Source organism: Arachnia propionica, assembly GCF_003932785.1.
In the GTDB taxonomy this organism is placed as follows: domain Bacteria; phylum Actinomycetota; class Actinomycetes; order Propionibacteriales; family Propionibacteriaceae; genus Arachnia; species Arachnia propionica_B.
Window position 1 is genome coordinate 1 of the sequence record NZ_RQYT01000115.1, and the last position, 1,037, is coordinate 1,037.

1 protein-coding gene is annotated in these 1,037 nt (G+C 68.1%); it reads right to left on the minus strand.

Going from position 1 to position 1,037, the window contains the following annotated elements; genetic code table 11:
- Positions 1-1,037, minus strand: a 1,037-nt coding sequence (locus tag EII35_RS16130; protein WP_221739805.1) for a hypothetical protein, incomplete at both ends; no start/stop codon positions are given.

A 1,037-nucleotide genomic window follows, 5' to 3' on the forward strand; every position in this document is an offset into this window, starting at 1 on the left:
GGCGGTGAAGACCACCTCGTCGCCGTCAACCGCCCAGCTGGCCGAGTAGGTGATGCCCTCGGTGGTGGCGGCAGTGATGGTCGGGTCGGTCGGCTCGACCTCGCCGGGGGTGCACTGGCCGACCTGGAAGGTCGGATCCACCGGGATCACCTTGGTGCCCTCACACACCGGCTGCTCCGTCACGACGGAGTAGGTGGCGGTGCCGTCCGGGTTGATCTTCCAGCCCTCGGGCAGGTTGTCGCCGTCGATGACGTAGGCCTCCTTGGCGGTGGCGGTCACCGTGACGGTGACGTTGCGGCCGTCCTTGGTGAGGACCGGGTCACCGTAGGTGATGCCCTCGGTGGTCGGAACCTCGACAGTCGGGTCGCTCGGGGTGGTCGAACCCGGGGTGCACACGCCCGGGGTCACCTTCGGTGCGACGGGGACAACCTTGGTGGCCTCACATGCAGGATGGTCGATCGCCTTGGTGAAGGTCGCCGAGTTGCCCTGCGGATCCTTCACCCAACCAGCGGGAAGATCCGCGATCAGCTGCTTGTCACCCACCGGGGTGGCGGTCACCGTGATGATGGCCGTGGTGCCCTGGACGCTGATCTTCGGGTCACCGTAGGTGATGCCCTCGGTGACGGCGACCTCGACGGTCGGCTCGCTGCGGGTCAGGGAACCCGGGGTGCAGACACCGGGGGTGATGGTCGGATCCACCGGGGTCACCGGGGCGCACACCGGCTGCTCCACCGTGGTGGTGAAGGTGGCGGTGCCGTCGTTGTTGTAGACCCAGCCCTGGGGCAGGTTGCCGCCGTTGATGATGAAGCCGTCCTTGCGGGTGGCGGTCACGGTGACGGTGACGTTGCGGCCGTCCTTGGTGATGACCGGGTCACCGTAGGTGATGCCCTCGGTGGTCGGAACCTCGACGGTCGGATCGGTCGGGGTGGTGGCGCCGTTCTCGCAGACGCCCGGGGTCACGGTCGGGGAGACCGGGACGACGAGCTGGGCGCAGACGGGCTTGGGCTCGCGCTTCTCGAACTGGGCGATCTTCTTCT